Below are 17139 nucleotides of genomic sequence, written 5' to 3'. Positions count from 1 at the left end.
TATGAATTTACGAATAACTATTTTAAAAGCAATAGGTTGCGGATATTAAATAATTAAAAAAACACGCCTCCTTAGAGGCTTAAACCGGGCTGCGGAAGAGCATCATCCCAAATAAAATGGCAAACACTGCATATATACCTGTAAGTAAGTAAACGCTGTAGTGCAGTTCATGATTGTTCAACGTAAGTTTTACCAGGGTGATTGCCGTAATTACAAAATGGCTTAAATTGCCCATTAATATCGGCTTATTATAAATGCCGCCTATAGCAGCACCCTTTGCCATCCAATTAATAATAGCGAACGAAAAATAAAGCCCGCCTAAAACCTGTAGTACCACCTGCCATACCTGGTTAATCTGCAAGCCGGCCATAGCGGCAGCTTCGTTAGGGGAAAAAGTTAGGGCAATGCCTATAAAACCTAAAAAAACCGCCGCCGCGGCCATTGTTATTTTTGTATTAATGGTCATCGTAATTTCTCTTTTATTGAATAGGTTAATAGGAGATAAAAGTAAGGTTTTAGATACGAACCTATAAAACACAAAAAGCCCCAACTTAAAATGAGTCGGGGCTTTTTGTATTGGGCGGCGTTATATTACAAATACGATTGCAATAAATTCGCTTTTGAATTTTGCCTTAAACGCATCAGCGCTTTATCTTTTATCTGGCGAACACGTTCGCGGGTCAGGCTGTATTTTTCGCCTATCTCTTCTAAAGAATGAGCTGCATTGTTATTCAAACCGAAGAACAATACAATAACCTGCCTGTCGCGCTCCGCCAGAATGTTCAGTGAACGTTTTATCTCCTGTGAAAGAGAATCGGTCATCAGTTCGCTATCTGTGCTTGCATCAGTACTTTGCAAAACATCAAGTAAGGTGTTTTCTTCGCCTGTAATAAAAGGCGCGTCCATAGAAACCTGGCGACCTGAATTTGATAGCGAATCTGAGATCCGCTCTGTAGTAGTTTCCAGGTCTTCGGCCAATTCTTCCGGAGTTGGCTGGCGCTCTAAAGTTTGCTCTAATTTAGAAGCAGACCTGTTTATTTTACTTAGCGAACCAATTTGGTTCAATGGTAAACGAACTATACGGCTTTGCTCTGCAACAGCCGATAAGATCGACTGACGGATCCACCATACCGCGTAAGAGATAAATTTAAAGCCCTTGGTCTCATCAAAACGTCTTGCTGCTTTTATTAAACCCAGGTTACCTTCGTTAATTAGATCGCCTAAGGTAAGCCCCTGGTTTTGATATTGTTTCGCAACGGATACCACAAAGCGCAGGTTTGTTTTTGTTAAACGTTCTAAAGCGGCCTGGTCGCCCTCGCGGATCTTCTGTGCCAGTATAACCTCTTCCTGTGCGGTAATAAGGTCTACTTTGCCAATCTCGGTAAGGTATTTATCCAGAGATTGCGATTCGCGATTTGTAATGGATTGTGATATCTTAAGCTGTCTCATATAAAAAAATGTTCAACTGTTAAGCCAATATTAAAGCTGTATTGGCAGGTGAAAAAGAAATAAAAAAGAAAAAATGTATTGAGCGATTCGGAGATAAGTTGTACTCATAAACGAAAAGAGCAAAAGTTTGTAATGTTTAATATATAAACCTAAATTAAGAAGTGTTTGTGTTTCGCTGCTCCAAATCAATCTGCGAAGATACACAAAGATTTGTAGTTACAGTGTAAAACAAACACTTATAATTACTCACACCATGTTATTAACTATGTGTATGTAAAGTCATTTATGGTTTGTTGACAATTGTTACAACCCTTAAGATGTAATTTTGATTTGATAAATAAAAATTATGTCGTCTACATTATTAAATATACCATACTCCGTACTCGACCTTGCTACCATTGTAGAAGGCAAAACACCTATTGATACTTTTCCCAACAGCCTTACCTTGGCCCGACTTGCCGAGGAATGGGGCTACACCCGCTATTGGTTTGCCGAGCATCATAACATGATGAACGTGGGCAGCTCGGCCCCTACTATACTCATTGGCTATATCGCTGGCGGCACAAAAAGCATCCGGGTTGGCTCGGGCGGTGTAATGCTGCCCAACCATGCACCGCTTGTAGTAGCTGAGCAATTCGGCACACTGGCCTCGTTATACCCCGGCAGAATTGACTTAGGCCTTGGCCGGGCACCAGGCAGCGACCAGCTTACCGCGCTTGCTATTCGTGGCGAAAATATGAATGCCGCTTTTAACTTTCCGAGAGATGTGGAGAAGCTGCAAACTTACTTTTCGGCCGATAACGTAGATAGTAAAGTTCGCGCCATCCCCGGTGAAGGTTTGGAGATCCCGATCTGGATCTTAGGCTCCAGCACAGATAGCGCCCGTTTGGCAGCGGCAAAAGGTTTGCCTTATGCCTTTGCAAGCCACTTTGCCCCTGCTCATTTTTTAGAAGCGATAGAACTTTACCGCCAAAACTTTAAGCCGTCGGAGTTTTTGGATAGGCCTTATGTAATCAGCTGCATCAACGTGGTTGCCGCCGATACCGACGCGGAAGCCAATCGTTTGGCAACATCGGTTCAGCAATTTATAAAGGGTGTGGTAACCGGCAAAAGGCAGTTGCTCCCCCCTCCTATTGATACCATGGACGGTGCCTGGAATTATTTTGAGCAGGAAGCCGTAGAACAAATGCTGGCTTATTCCATTTTTGGCAGCCCCGAGACTGTAAAGAACAAGATGCAGGCCTTTGTTGAACTGACCAATATTGATGAAGTAATGGTTACATCGCATATTTTTGATCACCAGGCAAGGCTCCGCTCTTATGAGGTGTTTGCAGAGGTGATGAAAGGCAACTAATTATATTTTATCCCAAATAATCGGGCGGAAAGAGTTTTTGTCCATACTTTTCGGCTACGGCTGCCATCTTTTTGGCTATCTCCGGATCCATTGGCGGCGGCGGTAAAAATTCGCCCGATTTTACCGGCCGCCCCATTTCCAAAAACATTTCCTCCAATCCGGCAGGGACAACCATACAAAGCAAATGGGCCATTTTTTCGCTTTTGTTTTTAAAACCGTGTACAATGCCACCTTTTGGGATGCTTACGAACGCACCTTTGTTAGCGATATAGGTAGATGCTTCTGATTTTACCTCGATCTCACCGTCGACTATGTAAAAGGATTCTTCGAATTGTGGATGAGCATGCGGACCGGGGCCACCTCCGGGTGGCACCATCATCTCGATGGTAGCAAACGCCCCACCTGTTTCTTTGCCCGATACCAGTATGCGATAGTTGCCGCCCATTACCGAAAGGGTTTCGCCTTCTGTTGCTCCTAAAGTTTTTGGTGCTGCTTTTTTGTTCTCCATAGTGTTGATATAGATCACTGTAACAAAGGTAGAGCCTATTGGTTTAAATTAATAGCCGCAATACTTCAGGAGCGATATTTCGGTATTAATGTGACGAGTTCAGCTTCTTATTTATCACCCTATCAGCATAATCCTGGATGAACGCTTTGCAATCCATCATGCCTTTTTGCATTTCGAGGCTTAGCTGGCCGGCCATCAGGTTTTTTGCCAGTCCTTTATCTGCAGCTGCAAAAATCCCGGTGATGGCTTTTCCGTCAAAAAGGTACGTAAAGTTTCCCTGCATAAACTGGTAAATATTACCGGTGGAATTGATGACCCGTGGAGTTTCTGCCGGCAGGTTACTTATCAAACTCCGCCCCCATGAACGGAATGGCTTGTTGTAACCTATCAGATCGGCAACCGATGGATAGATATCCATTTGCGAAGCGAGATCGGTACGGGTGCCCTTTAGCGCATAGACCGGGTTGGCGCTGTAGAATAATATAGGTACCGCAAACCGGTTGATCGCTTTGCTGTATTCCGGGTAGTGGGTTTGGCTGGTATGGTCGGCAGTTATTATAAAAACGGTATTGCTGTACCAGGGTTGCGTTTTGGCGTAATTGAAAAACAAGCGCAGCGCATTGTCCGAATACTGTACGGTTTTATGTATTTGCAGCGGCCCGCCGGTAAAACGTTTTTTATACTTTTCGGGTAGCTGGTATGGGTCGTGCGAGGATAATGTGAACAGCGTGGCCATAAAGGGCTGCTTTTGTGTGCCGAGGGTTTTACCCATAAACTGGAAGAACTGCTCATCCCAGATACCCCAGATGCCGTCAAAATCCTTGTCGTTATTATATTCTGTACGGCCGTAATAGTTTTTAAAGCCCAAAATGCTGCCAAAGCCCTGGAAACCCATCGAGCCGTTAGCTGCGCCGTGGAAAAATGAGGTTTGATACCCCATACTGTTACAAACCGATACAACGGACTGTATTGGCTGCTTGGCATAAGGCGAAGAAGTAAAGGCCGTTTGAAACGATGGGATTCCCGCTAAAACAGAGGACAGGCCATGGATGGACTGCCGGCCGTTGGCATAAGCGTTGGTGAAGATCAAACTATTATCGCTCAACGAATCTAAAAACGGCGTGTATGATTTAAAATCACGAGTCGCTGTGCCGCGATTCATACTGCCCCAGTACTCGCGGGCCATACTTTCCAATATGATGATCACCACATTCGGTTTTGAAGCGGGGTGGCTATTATATTGTTTTATGGGTTTGATGTTGCTATCGATGTAAGCTTCATCGGTAAAATGCTGCAGCTTAAAATTGTTGCTATTTAGCGTGCGGAAGATAGCGAAAGGCGTATTCAGCACCACATCGCCCTGGTTGGGTACGGTAACGTGTTTGTAGGCATCCACCATATTAATGGGGCGTGTGCTGTGTTTAAAATCGCCCCGGATGCCGCCAATTACGAGGGCGACGGTGATAAGCAAAACCACTATGGATGAGGCAAAATAAACCCAACCCAGCTTTGCGTTAACAGGTTTAATTTTTAAGCGTTTATACAGCCAAACCCACAAAACGCAGCATAAAAAGTAAATAACAATTACATACCAGTAGGCAAAGGCAAAATGACTGGCAAGCGCCTCCTTATTACTTTCCTGCGATACCACATCCAGCGTGGCCCTCGTAGAGCGTACCTGGCTGAAACGGTAGTAAATAATATCGATAAAGCTGGTGGCGTAAGCCAGGAAGTTAGTTACGAAGTATAAGATGGCTAACCCCTTTTGGTAGGCGGGCTTCGTATTAACGGTTAGCGGGGTGATGCTTAACACGATGAACAGCACATTAATGTACATCAGCGCGGCGGTGTCAAAGGCTACGCCATAATAACACAGTTTTAGTAAGGTGCCTAAATCATCCACCGCAAGCAGGTTGGTATTAAAGGCGAAGAATAATATCCTTGCAATAAAATAGAACAGGTAGCCTAAAAAGAGGCGGTATAAAAGTGCTTTATATTCGGTTGGTCTGAATTTGGGGTCCATTGGTGTAGCGCTTTTCCTTGTATAGCCGGTTGACGAAAACGAAGGTAATGAAAAGCAGATAATTGTTAAGTCAGGGTTAAGCCATTGTTTAAAGGCAATAAAAAAGCCGTTAACTTTTCAGTTAACGGCTTTTAAACTTAGTGCGGAAGAAGGGACTCGAACCCCCACGCCTCGCGGCGCCAGATCCTAAGTCTGGTGCGGCTACCAATTACGCCACTTCCGCGTTTTGGTTTTTTAGAGTGTGCAAAGATAGCTTTTATTGATAAATATTAAAACACAATTTTGGTTTTTTAGCTATGTGCCTCATTTGTTAGCTTTTAAATTTACTTATACTTTCTACAAGGCTCGTAAAATAGACCGGTGCTTCTAATAAGCGGCTTCCATACCAGGAAAACATCTCCCCATCAACCAGCAAAACGCGGGTATTAGGTAACAGCGCGCTAATCTCAGCTATATGTTTTTCTGCAAAGGGGTACGGTTCGGATGATAGCAATACTAATTCAGGGTTAGCGGCTATCAAGGCTTCTGCCGTTATTTGGGGATAGCGGGTGGTGTTAAATACATTTTCAAACCCGCATTGCTGTAGCATACTATCAATGAAAGTTTCCTTACCGGCTGCCATGTAAGGTTTGCGCCAAATAAAGTAAGCAACGCGAGTGATTGTGGCTGGTTTGGTCAGCTCATCAAAGCGGTGCCGGATGGTACTATTAAGCTGTAAAGCTTCTTCTACCCTGCCCGTTATAGCGCCTATACCGCTTATCATTTGCAGTGCCCCCGGTAGGTCGTAGATATCGCTGATCCAAACCGGGTAGAGCTTCATCAACTCCTCTATCTGATTTTGCTCGTTTTCTTCCTTATTGGCAATGATGAGGTCGGGCCGCAATTGATGAATAGCTTCCAGGTTAAGTTGCTTGGTGCCCCCTATTTTAGACACCTGTAACACTTCAACTGTGGGATGGATACAGAATTTGGTAATTCCCACTACTTCGTCACCCAAGCCCATATAAAACAATAGTTCCGTTTGCGACGGAACTATGGAGATGATTCTTTTTGGAAAATAAGGTATCGAAACAGCCCTGTTCAGCTGGTCGTAAAATACAGGCATGGGTTATTTACCTTTTCCCTGCACCATTACCTTAACGGTTTTCAGGATGATGTTCAGATCTGAATTAAGGCTGATGTTTTGCAGGTAAAGCAGATCGTAACGTACGCGATCGCACATCTGGTCTACATTCTCGGCATAACCGTAATGCACCTGGCCAATGGAAGTTAATCCCGGTTTTACCCGAAGGAGTTTCCTGTAGCTGGGTGTTTTCTCAACAATTTGCTCAATGTAGTACTGCCGTTCTGGCCTTGGCCCTACAACAGACATATCGCCTTTCAATACGTTCCAAAATTGTGGCAACTCGTCAAGGCGTGCTTTACGCATGATCATCCCCCATTTGGTAATACGCGGGTCATTGTCTTTAGACAATTGCGGGCCAGCTAATTCCGCATTAACACGCATGCTGCGGAATTTGTATATATAAAAAGGTTTTTCGTTTTTGCCAATACGCTCCTGCCTAAAAAAGGCCGGGCCTTTTGAGGTAAGCTTAGTTATGGTGTATAAAACAAAAAACACCGGAGCTCCTGTTACCATCACCGTAGTAGAGAATAATATATCAAAGCTTCTTTTCAAAATTCTTATTTTTAAACCTATCTCGGGATGCACGTTTAAATGCAAAACAGGTACATTATCGTAGTTTACCAGCTGCGCGTAATTATTGTTCAGGATGAGGTCTGATACCACCTTTATTTTTATCAGGTAGGTATCTCCCATTTTAACAAGGCGGTTTAGCAACCCGGTATTCATTTGCTTGTAACAGATGAATATTTCGTTAGGTCCTTTTTCTATGAGTTGTTGTATAAGCGCGTCTTCGCTCATATCGGCCATTTGCTCTTCTGATATAAAATCGCTCAGGTCGTAACCGTATTCAGGATGCTGCGAAAAAGATTTCACCAGTCTTTGCGCGATATTTTGATCGCCAATGATCACTATCTGGCGGTGATTGTATCCTTTTTTACGAATATAGTCCAGAAAAAAGAACAGTGCCGACCGCTGTGCAACAACTAATGCAAAAAATATGCTGTAGCTAAGCATTACCTCGGTGCGGGAGATATTGAATATTTTAAAGAAATAGATGATCGCGAAAACGCAAAGCAGGTGATAAATAAGGGTAAGCAAAAACTTGTTAATATTATCCCTAAGAAGCAAAGGCCTGAATACATAAAAACTTCTGGACAAGGCGGAAACTACCACCCAAGCTATATTCACTAATAGAATAAATGTTACAGAAGTATTATCCGGGCGAAATGTGTTGAATTTAATGAAGTGAGAATTGTACAGCGCAACATTTAGCAGCAGTAGATCACTCAAAAAAACAAACCCCGGCAGGTGCTTAGAGTAGCGTGTTGTCATAGATATTTATCCTGGTAAGATGTTACAAAAATACATTTTTTATAACAATTTATTACAAAAATTGGCTTGCTTAATAATTGTTAACAATTATATTACCAAAACGATGCCAAAATCTTAATCAGGAATACTTAACAGGGCGAATAAGTTGCCGTATTTTACTTATACAAAATATTATATGCTTGCTTAAAATGCATCATCAATAGCACCGCATATAATATGCCCTATCAGGATATGCATTTCCTGTACGCGGGCCGTTACATCAGAGGGTATCACTATGTTTATATCGCAGCAGTTGTTCATCTCGCCACCATCGCGACCGGATAGGCCAATAGTTTTGCAGCCTGCTTCTTTACCTTTTAAAAGCGCCTTTACCACATTGGGGCTGTTACCGCTGGTAGAGATGCCTATCAGTATATCGCCGGCAACAGCAAATCCTTCTACCTGCCGTTCAAATACGCGGTCGAACCCATAATCATTACTAATAGCCGTTAAGGCCGAGGTATCTGTTGTAAGTGCTATTGCCGGTAATGAACGGCGTTCTTTAACAAACCTGCCGGTGAACTCCGCCGCTATATGCTGGGCATCTGCAGCACTGCCGCCATTACCAAATAGTAGTACTTTTTTGCCACTCTTGCTACAGGCTATTATAATTTCGCAAGCTTTTGCAATATTGCCTTGTAACTGCGCAACGGTGTTATGCGCTACGGCTATGTGTTCTTCAAAAATTGAAGTGATATATTGTTCCATTTTAGTAAATGCTTGTTTTGACAGATAGTTTTCGTGTTGATTACCGCTTCTTATTCACAGCATAGAATTCAGTTATTGCCCTTTACGGGTAATTGCTGAATAGTCTTCAAATTTTTGTTTCACCTCGGTTAATGTAGCTGTGGCGCTGCCTACCTTGTTTACCACAACCGCAGCAGCGTGATTGGCAAAATTACATGCATTATATAAAGTATTGCCCGATGCCAGGGCGATGCCAAGTGATGCCAGGACGGTGTCCCCCGCTCCGGTAACATCAATTACGTCAAGTGCTTTTGTGGGGATGATCTCTAATTTACCACTGCTATACATTGCTATGCCATCTTCAGACATGGTTATGATAACGCTGTCGCACTCCGTAATTTCCTGTATTTTGATGCAGGCGGCGGTGAGGCTTTCGGTATTGGTAATGTTGATGCCGGAGGCAATTACAGCTTCTTTCTTGTTTGGCTTTATTATGTTTGCGCCTTTGTATTTTGAGAAATCATGGCCCTTGGGGTCAATAACGGTTTGGATGTTTTGCTCGTGGCAGGTAGCTAAAATTCCGTTGAGTAATGTTGGTGTAAGCAGGCCTTTGTTATAATCAGATATCAATACAATATTATACCGGGCAATATGCTGCTTAAGATACCTTAAAACCTGCTCCTCTTTTTCATTGTGTAGCGGCACGGTAACTTCACGGTCGAGGCGTATCAATTGATGATTGGTTACCATCACTCTCGATTTTACGATGGTACAGCGCCCGGCATCTTTAATAATGCCCTGCCAGGATATATTGTTTGAAGCCAGTTCATCAAATACTATAGATGCATTTTCGTCATCGCCAACTACGGCAATAATATCGGCATTGCAGCCAAAGGTTATCAGGTTCTCCAGCACGTTGCCGGCACCCCCAAGCGTATAAGTTTCTTTAATAATTTCTACCACTGGCACCGGAGCTTCAGGGGAAATGCGATTACAAGTACCGTAAATGTAATGGTCGAGCATCAGGTCGCCAACCACCAATATTTTTATATCGTTATCTATTTTATAATCCATTTCAGCTAATTTGAACACCGCGGCAACGCGAGCACCGTATCAAGCCGCTAATATAGCAGATATTTGCCTGCTGCTAAACACCGCAGCCTATGCGGCGTGGTATTGTTTAAGCCATTTGGCTGTATTTTTCAATCCTTCATCTATGCTTGTTTGTGGCGAAAAGCCCCAGCCGCAAAGTGTGCTTACATCTGCACGCCAGTTAAAAGGGTCACCAGGCTTTACTATGTTGTTGAATTTAAGTTTTATCTTTCCGTCTACTTCGGCACAAAAAATGGTGGCGGCTTCTTTTATAGTAGTCTCTATGCCCGATGATACATTGATCGCTTCGCCATTGAACAAGCCGCGGTACATCACACACTCCAGAGCTTTCATCAGGTCGCCGATGTAAATAAAGTCGCGCGTTTCGTTACCAGAGCCAAATAGCTCGATCTCTTTAGATGACTGGCATTTTTGATAAGTGTCCCAAAACAATTGTTTTTTTAAACCCTCGCCGTATACCGAAAATAAACGCAGGTTGATGGTTTGCAGATTGTACATGTAATAATACTCTTTACATATCTGCTCGGAATACAGCTTATGCCAACCGTAAGGCGACATGGGCTTCAACTGAAGATCTTCGGTAACAGGCAAACTGGGCGGGTTGCCATACACAGCAGCCGACGACATGTGGATAAATCTGCACGATGGGTTTTGTATCCTGATGGCATCCAATAACTTAATGGTATTGGTTACGTTCAGTTCGAAATCGAAAACCGGCTTATTGATAGAAATTGGTACGCTGCCGTTACCGCTGGCATTTATGCAGATATCAAACTGCTGCTTGCTAAAGGTGGGTTTATAGTCGGTATCGGTTTTATCAAGCAGGTAATAATTCTCGGCACCGGGGTTAGGTACCACGTCGGCACCCCAAACCTGGTGTTTTGATGAAAAGTAGTTATACGCGTGGGAGCCAATAAACCCCATCGAACCTACAATTAAAATCTTCATAGCCTTTTATATTTAAACTTGTAAATTGTTTATCGCCGAGCCGTTTAGCGGAAGATATCCAAATATTTTTGTGCAATAACCTTTGTATCGTAGTTGTCTTTTATCTGGTTACAGCGGTTAACAAACGCATCATAGTCGTCCTCTATTTCCTTTATTTTTTTTGCAATATCATTTACATCGGGCTGTGCTACTTTGCCAATTTGTTCTTCGGTGACAAAAAATTGTGTTCCGTTACCGGGGTAATCGGTTGTTATTGTTGGCACCCCGTAGGACATTGCTTCTATAACAACTATCGGCAGACCTTCCCGCTCCGAAGGTAAAATAAGGATGCGGCCGTTTGCCAGCACCTGCTGTTTTACCTCATCATCAACACTGCCGAGGAAGGTGATACAACCATTGCCGGCGTATTCTGTTTTCAACTCTTGCAGCATGCCACCACCGCCCATCATTTGCAATGGCATATTTTTGTTATAGGTTTCGTTGTATGCCAAAACAGCTTGTATAGCATGCTCCGGGTGTTTGTGCTCTACCATACGCCCCATAAATATATAGTTTGTTTTACTTGCCGAAACAGCACCTGTTGTATCAACAAAACTGGGTATTATATGGAGATTATCTTTACGGTGTTCCAGCACACATTGTTTTACGTGGTTACTTATACAAATTACCTGGTCTGCCGCGTTGAGGATGATATTATTGATGATCTTCCAAAGCCTGGAGCCACGGTATTCTACAAAATCGAGAGCCGTTTTTGCGCGCTTTTTATAAAATAGCTTATAAAATATCTGCGGCAACATAGGGAACTGGCAAAAAATGATGAGGTCCCATTCCTGCTTAAAAAAAGGTTTGAGCTTAAACGTGTAGGTAAATATGGTGCTCACCTTTCTTCCAAAAGGGCCGCTCTTATAATAACCATCATCTTTCATGATGCGATGGTAATTTATCCCGTCTATCACTTCCTTTTCGGATGATGTGCCCAGGTGATCTATCGCGGTTACATGTACTTCGTGGCCCATTGCAGCCCATTGCTTGGCAAGTCCTTTAAACCTAACCTGTATTCCCCCAAGTTGTGGTGGGCAAAGCTCGTCAACAACTAATATCCTCATCCTTATTCCTTTTGTAATATATTATACTTAAATTATTGATATCTTATTCTATCAACAGTATCGCCTTTACTTAAATTGTATATAGCCTTCTTACCAAATATGCTGCATCCCTTAAAAGTTGTTGTAACACCAGCTAAGATTAAATGTTCTTTAAGACCGGTAACTAATTGTTGGCAATTTTGGTTTGATGGTAGAAATATGTCAACCGTTGCTCCTTTGTCTTATTAATCGTGATTGCCGGTACTTTTCAATTGGTAAGGTTACTAATTTGGTTAAAAGTATCGCAAATATTATAGTACCTATTACCACATAAAGCCCAAAGAATTGGCCCGATAAAAAATGCATGCTTCTTAATATGTAAAAAAACAACTTATGGCATATATAAATTGGATAGGATAATTCGCCGATCTTGTTATCCAATGTATTTGATTTGAAATGAATAAATAAAAACGGTACCGCAAAAGTAATTGATGTTAGATAAAGCGTGTCAAGAAAACCGAAAGGAAAATATGCCAGTCTAAAATCTGGTAAATAAGGATAAAGAAACGTTTCTAAAACCAGGAGTATAAGTACCACATAGCCCAGCTTATTATTAAGTTTTACATTTTTCAACCTTACGTACATGCGATAACATACATAGCCTAACAAAAAGAACATTAACGATGTAGGGAAAAACTTGTACATCCAAAGTTCTACCGCCGAGCCGTACATGTAAAGTAAGCAAACCCGCAATAAAAAAGACAATACGATCAGGGAAACTATTATACCTGCCTTCCTGCGCAAAATAAATGGAGCAACTAAATAAAATGTTAGTTCTACCCCAAGTGTCCAGGCTGGTGGCACCATTAGCAAGGTGGTTAATGGTGGTTTTCCATTTTCGGCCAGGGTTGTGAAAAACAAGTGCCCGTTTGCTGGATCTATAGCTAATGAGTATACCAGATCTTGCCCGAATATAACAACCTGATTGATAATCATAAATGCAACAGAGGGTACGTAACCTTGTAAGGCAAAATATCCTTCAAATTTGTTTATGTGTATGGTATGGGCCTTTGCCGCTAACAAAACCCCGCCTAATACAGTTAATATAAGCACTACCCAGTAAATGGGGTAAAGCCTTAAAAGCCTGTTACTCAAAAAAAGCTTATATGAATTGTTTGCACCTATATATTTCTCATTGAGAACCATAGACATGTAAAATCCTGAGATTATAAAAAAGGCTTGAACGGGAAGGCCACCACCGATAAGGGTAACCCCGAAAATGGAACCGCAGTGAAACATTACAACAGATAAAGCAAGCAAGGTCCTAATTTTGCCCATTTGATTATATAAACGTGTTAAATGGCGAAATTACCGATTTAACTATTAGTTTGCTGCATAAATAAATGAGGTACATTGTAACTAATATGAAATATAGCGGCTTATATATAGTTATTTATAACATCCATCAATAATTTACCAGACAATTGCCATGAATACTTTCCGGCATTTTCATACCCTTGTGCTATAAGATTTTCGCGCAGGTAGCTATCTTCAATCATATTGTCCATTTTGGATGTGATGTCGGGAATGTTAAGCGGATCGCAATACAAAGCGGCGCTACCACATATTTCGGGCAAACTTGTTATTCCGCTGGTAATTACCGGGCAACCCGCTGCCATTGCCTCAACAGGCGGAAGGCCAAACCCTTCATACAACGATGGGTAAGCAAAGCACAATGCGTTCTGATAAAGGTAAATCAATTCTGCATCGGTTCGGTAACCTAAAAAAACGATACGTTCCTCATTGTTTTTAAGCAGTACATCTAACTCGGGGTCAGTTTTAAAATTAGCATTATAAGCGCCTGTAAGATATAACGTAAAATCTGTTTGCTTTAAATTAAGAAAGGCCTTTATTAAACGCTTAAGGTTTTTTCGTGGATCTATGGAGCCAACGGACAAAATGTAAGGATATTTTAATTCCAAATCCCCTCTGTCGCTTTTTTCAATATCTGGAGCAGAAAACCCGGCGTTATACACAACCGATATTTTATCACCAGCAATTTTGTAAGCATCCATTATTTCTGCTTTTGAAAACTCGCTCACTGTTATCACATGCTTACTGTTTTTTAAAACCGTTGGTATTATAACCTTATAAAGCGAACGAAAACTGCGGCTATGCCAGTTACCACGCATGTAGGCAATATCGTGTACCGTAACAATTTGATTTTTGTAAAAAAGTGGGGCTGTATTACAAAGGTTTAATAGAAGCGGCTTCTTTGCTAATTTATTTAAGTAAGCGGGAAGTTCTAATTGTTCCCATACGTGACTTTTATATTTTCCGGTTTTTTGCAGTTTTAAGCCTTCTGGTATTTCATATTTGTCAATTACAGGCTGAGCCGGTAATACATAGCTGGCATCCTCAGTTCTTTTATTTATTTGTTTAAACAACTCATAGGCATAGCGTTGTACACCTGTTAAATTTTGAGTTAAAAATCTACTGTTTAATGTGAACATTTAAAATTGGGTTATGATATTGGCATGAGCTAAAAAAGCCTTTTATAAAAAAGCAAACTACTTTAACTTAATTCTATACATGTAGAAAAGCATCAATATTAATGGCGGTATTGAATAGTTAGACATTACAAAGAAGTAACAAGCCGGCTCAAATACAAAAATATTGATTGCCATTACAATTACTATTATTAATAAAGTTTTGTGTTTAGATACCCAGTGCTTTGTGAATTTTGCCATCATGCCTTTAATCATTCCCGAGAGAAAACAAAACATAACAACGCCGGGCCATTGGAACGACACGTAACCCCATATAGGGGCAGGCAACCTCAACCCGCCCGAAATCAGCGTGTTTAAATCACTACCCGGGTTAACTACCCTAAGGGTATAAACAGCCGGATTCCAAAAATAATGGCTGGGTATCAGACCGCCATAAACTGTACGGCCATAAGTCCATTCCGGATTTTTATCAAAATAGGTTAAAAAATTTAATTGATCATCAATATCGATGGTTCCTGAAGAAAGTACACGCCAAAAAATATGGTCTGTTTTAAACCCTACATCCGTAAAGTTTCTTATGCCGGTAATAAAATAAAATACCGAACTGAAGCCATAGGCGCAAAAAATTAATATAATAAATAAAAAAAACGTTTTTTTATTTTTAAAGCTCATGATCACGGCAACAAACAAAATAATACCACTGAAAGCAGCGCTCCTCGCCAATGACATCATCATCAGCGATACCGCCAAAAAAGATAGAATTAAAAAAAATACCTTCTTTTTGTCCTGATACCAGATCATGAGACTTATAGGCACTAATGTTGACAAAACGAAAAAAGAAGACAGATAAATAATAGATACATAAAAGGGTACCGCATATTGGTTCCGAAAAAATTTCGCGGCCAAAGGGTCTGCAGCAAACATCGGCACGTACCCCATTAATAAATAACCAAAACTTTCGCCCGCAATAGCTAAAATAAGCATGATAGCGGTTACATTAACAACCCGCTTACTATACATCGCGGAACTTAAAACATCAAACGAAAGCGATGTTCGCCAGGGTTTAATGTTAAACCCAATAAACAGCCCAATAACGTAGCAAATGCCCCCTACCGTTAATAGCTGAACATATAGATCAACAATATCCGGTGAATACTCTTCGTAATTATTAAGGATGATTGCAGGAACGAAAAAAGCAATAAACACAAATGCGATATTTAAATGGGCTGTGATGTTATACCTGCTTGGCCATACCAGGTATGAACCACACAAATACACAGAACTGCCAAGAAATATCAATAAACCGTTCATTACAATTAGTTAGTATTTGCCATTATTATACCATTGTAATTACTGGCCATAATTTCAATATCAAACCGTTCCTTTATCGCGATGCTGGCTTGAGCCCGCATTGCAGTTAGGTTGTACCAGTTATCGATCACTTGCGCCGTAATGTCCATTAAAGCACTTTCATTATCTGCATTAAACAGGAAACCATCTTTTTTATCTGTGACTATTTCAGGCGATCCGCCCACTTTTGATGCTATTACAATTTTATGCATTGCCATTGCTTCTAATATTGTTGTGCCAAGCGGTTCGCTACCCTCGTTACTGCTATTATTATACAAAACGTCGATACCGTTATAAAGCGATACCATATCATTTACTTTTCCTATGTATAGGATGCTTTCTTTATTCTTTTCTACTTCGCCCAAAAATGTTTGATAATATTCGGGTGTATCTTCTGATAAACGCCCGGCAAATACCAACTTAATATGATCATATTTGGCTGCCAATTGGCTAAATACTTTAATTAGCATAATCTGGCCTTTTCGGGGCGATACGACACCTGCAATGCAAAATAGCAATTGGTTATCTGCTATATTATACTTTTCTCTAAAATTCCGCCTTAGCGTATCATTTTCAATAAAATCATTTAAGTCGAGCCCATTGTATAATATCATTAATTTTTCACTGGCCGATCCGAATTTTTTTTTCACTGCATCAGATACTACTAAAGTAGCATCAAATAGTTTTAAGCAAAGTTTAGAAACAATATGATCTATTTGCGAGAAGTATTGAAGATCGTGGTCGCTCCAAAACCACTTTGTTTTTTTGAACGTGATTTTTGACCATACTATTGCGGGAATTAAGTAAGAAGCAGGAACTATTGTATTAGCATGTACAATATCAATGTTATTTTTCCTAACATAGTCAAGCACCTTGCCAGATACCACAAAATAATTTTTTAGTGCTTTAATTATAAACCCGAACCCTTTAATTCTTGCCCTGTTTAACTTTTTTAAAGCATTTAGCTGGGTTACCGGGCAAATTTTATTGTTGACAACTTCATCTGCAAATTTGCCGGGCGATACAAATAAGTGCGGTTCTACAACTGCGGTATTGTATTTAAATAGCCTCTGTATCACGAATTCGGCACCTGAGGCTTCTTCACCCCCGAAAACATATAAAACTCTTTTCATTTAATAATTGCTAAACCCTGTTCTTGATAAATGCGGCTGGCACACCACCCACTATAGTGAAAGCTTTAACATCTTTAGTCACTACCGATCCGGCTGCAATAATAGCTCCACGCTCTATAGTAACGCCAGGTAAAATAGTACAGCCGCTACCAATCCAAACATCATCGCCAATAGTAACACCTGTTTTTGTGTCATCCCAAAGTTGGTCTTTAATATTCTCATTGGGATTAATAGCGTGGTTACTACCCACAATATTTACAAATTGAGATATAAGGCATTTTTTACCAATAATTATATCACCACCAGATGCTCTGATACTATTCATTTCGCCAAAAGAAGTGCCATCTCCTATAATTAATTTTGCCCGCTTCCCTTTGGTTTGTTCATTAGTGCAAAAAATCACATTATTAATTCCTATTGAGCACCCTGCTCCTATTTGTACGTCGTTTACATCGTCATAATAAAAACCAGTAGAATGATGA

General features: G+C 41.0%; 15 protein-coding genes, 1 tRNA gene and 1 pseudogene. 1 reads left to right on the top strand and 16 read right to left on the bottom strand.

From position 1 onward, the window contains the following. Window positions 1–79: 79 nt before the first annotated feature. On the bottom strand, window positions 80–466 hold the full coding sequence (locus tag EPL05_RS15790; protein WP_208394766.1) for a hypothetical protein: 387 nt from the start codon (window positions 464–466) through the stop codon (window positions 80–82). Between the two features lie 125 nt (window positions 467–591). Continuing rightward, window positions 592–1449, bottom strand: coding sequence for a sigma-70 family RNA polymerase sigma factor (locus EPL05_RS15785; protein WP_128534940.1), 858 nt, complete (start codon window positions 1447–1449; stop codon window positions 592–594). A 346-nt stretch (window positions 1450–1795) separates the two neighbouring features. Here EPL05_RS15785 and EPL05_RS15780 point away from each other — a divergent pair, with 346 nt between their 5' ends. Further along, the gene (locus tag EPL05_RS15780) at window positions 1796–2803 is read left to right on the top strand and encodes an LLM class flavin-dependent oxidoreductase (protein WP_128534939.1); all 1008 of its coding nucleotides are present in this window, start codon (window positions 1796–1798) and stop codon (window positions 2801–2803) included. A gap of 7 nt (window positions 2804–2810) precedes the next feature. Here the strand turns inward: EPL05_RS15780 and EPL05_RS15775 are convergent, their stop codons facing one another. From EPL05_RS15775 to EPL05_RS24675, 14 genes and pseudogenes are all read right to left on the bottom strand, one after another. Beyond that, a complete protein-coding gene (locus EPL05_RS15775; RefSeq protein ID WP_128534938.1) occupies window positions 2811–3311 on the bottom strand; it encodes a cupin domain-containing protein in 501 nt (166 codons plus the stop codon). 85 nt (window positions 3312–3396) lie between these two features. Continuing rightward, window positions 3397–5334: an LTA synthase family protein gene (locus EPL05_RS15770; RefSeq protein WP_128534937.1), complete on the bottom strand. Its 1938-nt coding sequence runs from the start codon at window positions 5332–5334 to the stop codon at window positions 3397–3399. 141 nt (window positions 5335–5475) lie between these two features. Further along, window positions 5476–5557 (bottom strand) — tRNA-Leu (locus EPL05_RS15765). An 87-nt stretch (window positions 5558–5644) separates the two neighbouring features. Then, window positions 5645–6439, bottom strand: coding sequence for an ABC transporter substrate-binding protein (locus EPL05_RS15760; RefSeq protein WP_128534936.1), 795 nt, complete (start codon window positions 6437–6439; stop codon window positions 5645–5647). Between the two features lie 3 nt (window positions 6440–6442). Beyond that, window positions 6443–7792: a sugar transferase gene (locus EPL05_RS15755; RefSeq protein WP_128534935.1), complete on the bottom strand. Its 1350-nt coding sequence runs from the start codon at window positions 7790–7792 to the stop codon at window positions 6443–6445. Between the two features lie 183 nt (window positions 7793–7975). Continuing rightward, entirely contained in the window at window positions 7976–8539 is a 564-nt protein-coding gene (locus EPL05_RS15750; RefSeq protein ID WP_128534934.1) for a D-sedoheptulose 7-phosphate isomerase, read from the bottom strand. Window positions 8540–8611: 72 nt separating this feature from the next. Continuing rightward, entirely contained in the window at window positions 8612–9592 is a 981-nt protein-coding gene (gene rfaE1 / locus EPL05_RS15745) for a D-glycero-beta-D-manno-heptose-7-phosphate kinase (RefSeq protein WP_128534933.1), read from the bottom strand. Between the two features lie 87 nt (window positions 9593–9679). After that, window positions 9680–10579 carry an NAD-dependent epimerase/dehydratase family protein gene (locus EPL05_RS15740; protein WP_128534932.1) on the bottom strand — a complete coding sequence of 300 codons (900 nt, stop codon included), beginning with the start codon at window positions 10577–10579 and terminating at the stop codon, window positions 9680–9682. A 44-nt stretch (window positions 10580–10623) separates the two neighbouring features. After that, complete coding sequence (locus EPL05_RS15735) at window positions 10624–11685, bottom strand: glycosyltransferase family 4 protein (RefSeq protein WP_128534931.1); 1062 nt, start codon at window positions 11683–11685, stop codon at window positions 10624–10626. 201 nt (window positions 11686–11886) lie between these two features. Next, window positions 11887–13002: an acyltransferase family protein gene (locus EPL05_RS15730; protein ID WP_128534930.1), complete on the bottom strand. Its 1116-nt coding sequence runs from the start codon at window positions 13000–13002 to the stop codon at window positions 11887–11889. Window positions 13003–13103: 101 nt separating this feature from the next. Beyond that, the gene (locus tag EPL05_RS15725; RefSeq protein ID WP_128534929.1) at window positions 13104–14177 is read right to left on the bottom strand and encodes a glycosyltransferase family 4 protein; all 1074 of its coding nucleotides are present in this window, start codon (window positions 14175–14177) and stop codon (window positions 13104–13106) included. 57 nt (window positions 14178–14234) lie between these two features. Further along, window positions 14235–15485 carry an oligosaccharide repeat unit polymerase gene (locus EPL05_RS15720; protein WP_128534928.1) on the bottom strand — a complete coding sequence of 417 codons (1251 nt, stop codon included), beginning with the start codon at window positions 15483–15485 and terminating at the stop codon, window positions 14235–14237. Window positions 15486–15490: 5 nt separating this feature from the next. Beyond that, complete coding sequence (locus EPL05_RS15715; RefSeq protein ID WP_128534927.1) at window positions 15491–16657, bottom strand: glycosyltransferase family 4 protein; 1167 nt, start codon at window positions 16655–16657, stop codon at window positions 15491–15493. A 16-nt stretch (window positions 16658–16673) separates the two neighbouring features. Continuing rightward, window positions 16674–16829 (bottom strand): annotated as a pseudogene (locus tag EPL05_RS24675) (DapH/DapD/GlmU-related protein); the annotation flags it as partial. Window positions 16830–17139: the final 310 nt, after the last annotated feature.

Source organism: Mucilaginibacter gilvus, assembly GCF_004054195.1.
Classification (GTDB): Bacteria; Bacteroidota; Bacteroidia; order Sphingobacteriales; family Sphingobacteriaceae; genus Mucilaginibacter; species Mucilaginibacter gilvus.
The sequence above is the reverse complement of the archived record's forward strand: the minus strand, read 5'-3'. Positions and strand labels throughout refer to the sequence as shown.

Excerpts from the sequence above, each read along its gene's own strand:
- EPL05_RS15790 (WP_208394766.1), bottom strand. The coding sequence starts at position 466 with ATGACCATTAATACAAAAATAACAATGGCCGCGGCGGCGGTTTTTTTA.
- EPL05_RS15785 (WP_128534940.1), bottom strand. The coding sequence starts at position 1,449 with ATGAGACAGCTTAAGATATCACAATCCATTACAAATCGCGAATCGCAA.
- EPL05_RS15780 (WP_128534939.1), top strand. The coding sequence starts at position 1,796 with ATGTCGTCTACATTATTAAATATACCATACTCCGTACTCGACCTTGCT.
- EPL05_RS15775 (WP_128534938.1), bottom strand. The coding sequence starts at position 3,311 with ATGGAGAACAAAAAAGCAGCACCAAAAACTTTAGGAGCAACAGAAGGC.
- EPL05_RS15770 (WP_128534937.1), bottom strand. The coding sequence starts at position 5,334 with ATGGACCCCAAATTCAGACCAACCGAATATAAAGCACTTTTATACCGC.
- EPL05_RS15760 (WP_128534936.1), bottom strand. The coding sequence starts at position 6,439 with ATGCCTGTATTTTACGACCAGCTGAACAGGGCTGTTTCGATACCTTAT.
- EPL05_RS15755 (WP_128534935.1), bottom strand. The coding sequence starts at position 7,792 with ATGACAACACGCTACTCTAAGCACCTGCCGGGGTTTGTTTTTTTGAGT.
- EPL05_RS15750 (WP_128534934.1), bottom strand. The coding sequence starts at position 8,539 with ATGGAACAATATATCACTTCAATTTTTGAAGAACACATAGCCGTAGCG.
- rfaE1 (WP_128534933.1), bottom strand. The coding sequence starts at position 9,592 with ATGGATTATAAAATAGATAACGATATAAAAATATTGGTGGTTGGCGAC.
- EPL05_RS15740 (WP_128534932.1), bottom strand. The coding sequence starts at position 10,579 with ATGAAGATTTTAATTGTAGGTTCGATGGGGTTTATTGGCTCCCACGCG.
- EPL05_RS15735 (WP_128534931.1), bottom strand. The coding sequence starts at position 11,685 with ATGAGGATATTAGTTGTTGACGAGCTTTGCCCACCACAACTTGGGGGA.
- EPL05_RS15730 (WP_128534930.1), bottom strand. The coding sequence starts at position 13,002 with ATGGGCAAAATTAGGACCTTGCTTGCTTTATCTGTTGTAATGTTTCAC.
- EPL05_RS15725 (WP_128534929.1), bottom strand. The coding sequence starts at position 14,177 with ATGTTCACATTAAACAGTAGATTTTTAACTCAAAATTTAACAGGTGTA.
- EPL05_RS15720 (WP_128534928.1), bottom strand. The coding sequence starts at position 15,485 with ATGAACGGTTTATTGATATTTCTTGGCAGTTCTGTGTATTTGTGTGGT.
- EPL05_RS15715 (WP_128534927.1), bottom strand. The coding sequence starts at position 16,657 with ATGAAAAGAGTTTTATATGTTTTCGGGGGTGAAGAAGCCTCAGGTGCC.